Here is a 2782-nt window from a genome sequence, read left to right on the forward strand (position 1 = left end):
TCGCTGGTTTGTGGTTGGTGGTGGCGATCAGCGCCTTTCTCGTTGTGCGCACCCAGAAGCCTACAGAGCCGTTCAAAGCGCTTCGGTCCGAAATTCAAAACGATGTAGCTGCTATTAAAGAGGCGTTGCGATGACGCGTGCTGAACACGACACTGCTCAAAGAGAGATTCTCGCGCGCATGGCGGCTACTCGCGCGGAGCTGGTGGCCGCCAATCACGTCACCTTGTTGGTTGGCAGGCCGCGCCGACAGGTTGTGCCGACAGACATCCCGCAAGGTCCGGTGTTTCTGCAAACGCCCTACGCTGGCCTTATAGCTGCCGGGCTGATCGTGGGGACGGTTTTAGGACCGGGACAATTGGTGCGCACGGCGGCCCGGCGAGGCTTGGTTCCCTGGATTCTCGGCACTGTCCAAGGCCTGCTTAGTCGGTAATCGAGGGTAGTTACCCTACCTTAAGGTCGAAGCGTCGACGGCGTAAACGTGCGGGGCTGTGAGAATTTTCGGAATGTTTCTATTGCCGTATTCCGTAGTGGGTTCGCCGGCGCGCCATGCTCTGCCCTGATGACCCTGTAGTCGACCTTTGGTGGAGACATGCGAGGCTGCGAAGCTCGCTTTTTTAGGGATCTACCATCAATCGAAGGCGTAACGAAAACGAAGCCCTTTGGCCATCTTGAGATTACTCGATGGCCTGTCAGCGTTACTCTCCGACGGCTGTTTTTGTATGCAGCACGTCTAAGTGCACGTCAGTGTTCGAGGAAATTGTATGCATTTTCCTGTCGACCTCGCGTGCTATATGAAAACCGGTGCGAGTCACTATATCTAACGGCATTGTGTTACTGCTTGCGCCGCAAGGCGCTTCGCCGCTGAGCTTATGGCTGCGTTCGGTGACGAGCAGAACATTTTTAGACAAACTTGGATTGCGGATAATCGCCATTGAAATCTTTCTCAAAGTGGCGCATGGATCGGTTTCACATATTTATACGGTCACCGGAAATCGTGACGTAGATACATGGTAATGTCAGTGGGCGGCATCGCCGTGGCGTGTGCTGGCAGAATCACATATACATAGTCAATCTCAATGGCCATGGAGTCGGCGGCACGTACGACTTGTGACGATGTATGGTGCGAGAAGATATCGGGCAACGAGCTCTCATAAGCATGATCGAGATGAAGCCTCGCGAAGTCAAGGCTATGGCGCGGCGATAGCCGTCGCATTTTTCCACGCGTGCGCGCCAAGTACTGCCGAGCTGCAGTGCGTTCGATGGTCAGCATGGGTTCGTTCAACATGGGTGTGTGCTCGAATGCAAGTCGGCCGCGCCAACGACGCTGCACGGAGGCCATATCGGAAAGAATTCGAGCGAACCTTTCGCCTGGTTTCGCTTGGAATAGGTATTGCTGAATCGTCTTGGCCGAAGGGTGAAACGTCTAATGGCGTTCACTAATTCCGGCTAACGATTATTCAGGAGTTGCATATGAGAGCGCTGCGCTGGCACGGAAAACATGACATTCGATGTGACACGGTGCCCGACCCGGTCATAGAGGAGGGACGCGACGCGATTATCAAAATGTCCACCTGCGCGATCTGCGGCTCTGACCTGCATCTGTTTGACGGCTTCATGCCGACCATGGAAAGTGGTGACATCATGGGGCACGAGTTCATGGGCGAGGTAGTCGAAGTGGGCAAAGACAACAAGGCGCTTAAGGTTGGCGACCGGGTTGTGGTTCCCTTCACGATCTTTTGCGGCGATTGCGACCAATGCAAACGCGGCAATTTTTCCGTTTGCGAGCGCAGCAATCGCAACAAGGAAAAGGCTGACAAAGTGTTCGGTCATACCACGGCGGGTCTTTTCGGCTATTCGCATCTGACCGGCGGATACGCTGGTGGCCAAGCTGAATACGTCCGCGTGCCCATGGCCGACACCACCCACGTCAAGATTCCCGACGGCCTGACCGACGAACAAGTCCTGTTTCTCGGCGATATTTTTCCGACTGGTTGGCAAGCAGCGGTCAACTGTGACATCCAGCCCGATGACACAGTCGCGATCTGGGGCGCAGGCCCGGTCGGCCAGATGGCGATACGCAGCGCTCTGCTGCTGGGCGCCAAGCAGGTTGTCGTGATCGACCGGGTGCCCGAACGCCTTGCCATGGCGAAGGCCGGCGGCGCGATCGCCATCAACTTTGACGAAGAAAGCGTCCTCGACCGGCTAAAGGAACTGACCAACGGCAAGGGTCCGGAGAAGTGTATCGACGCGGTCGGCATGGAATCACATGCAACCCGTTCTGTCGATGCCGTCTACGACCGCGTCAAGCAGGCCGTGATGCTGGAATCGGACCGTCCGCATGTGTTGCGCGAAATGATCTACGTGTGCCGTCCGGCGGGCATCCTCTCCGTGCCAGGGGTGTATGGCGGCCTGATCGACAAGATCCCGTTCGGTGCATCTATGAATAAGGGACTGACCTGGAAGATGGGCCAGACACATGTCAAACGCTGGACGGACGATTTGCTTAGCCGTATTCAGGAAGGCCAGATCGATCCCTCCTTTGTGATTACGCACACCGTTTCGCTGGAAGACGGTCCAGCAATGTACAAAACGTTCCGAGACAAGGAAGACGGGTGCATCAAGGTGGTCCTCAAACCCTGAAGGCGAGCAATCCCCTCCGCGTGGATTCGGACAGTTGTTCGTATGACAACGTGACCTAGTGTTCCGTCCCAGAAATAACTTTACATGGGCGAGCCACTTTCTTGAGGATGGAGTCGGCAGTTGCGGTCCAGACAAATGGACG

At 55.8% G+C, this 2782-nt stretch carries 2 protein-coding genes; one reads left to right on the plus strand and one right to left on the minus strand.

Annotated elements, in window-relative coordinates; genetic code table 11:
• Positions 1-982: 982 nt before the first annotated feature.
• Entirely contained in the window at positions 983-1285 is a 303-nt protein-coding gene (locus AWB64_RS30435) for a hypothetical protein (RefSeq protein WP_157766738.1), read from the minus strand.
• A gap of 185 nt (positions 1286-1470) precedes the next feature.
• Between AWB64_RS30435 and AWB64_RS30440 the strand changes: the two genes are divergently transcribed.
• Entirely contained in the window at positions 1471-2640 is a 1170-nt protein-coding gene (locus AWB64_RS30440; protein ID WP_060859131.1) for a zinc-dependent alcohol dehydrogenase, read from the plus strand.
• Positions 2641-2782 lie beyond the last annotated feature (142 nt).

It is taken from the genome of Caballeronia sordidicola (assembly GCF_001544455.2).
GTDB lineage: Bacteria > Pseudomonadota > Gammaproteobacteria > Burkholderiales > Burkholderiaceae > Caballeronia > Caballeronia sordidicola.

Coding starts and splice junctions, on each gene's coding strand:
- AWB64_RS30435 (WP_157766738.1), bottom strand. CDS start 1,285: ATGTTGAACGAACCCATGCTGACCATCGAACGCACTGCAGCTCGGCAG.
- AWB64_RS30440 (WP_060859131.1), top strand. CDS start 1,471: ATGAGAGCGCTGCGCTGGCACGGAAAACATGACATTCGATGTGACACG.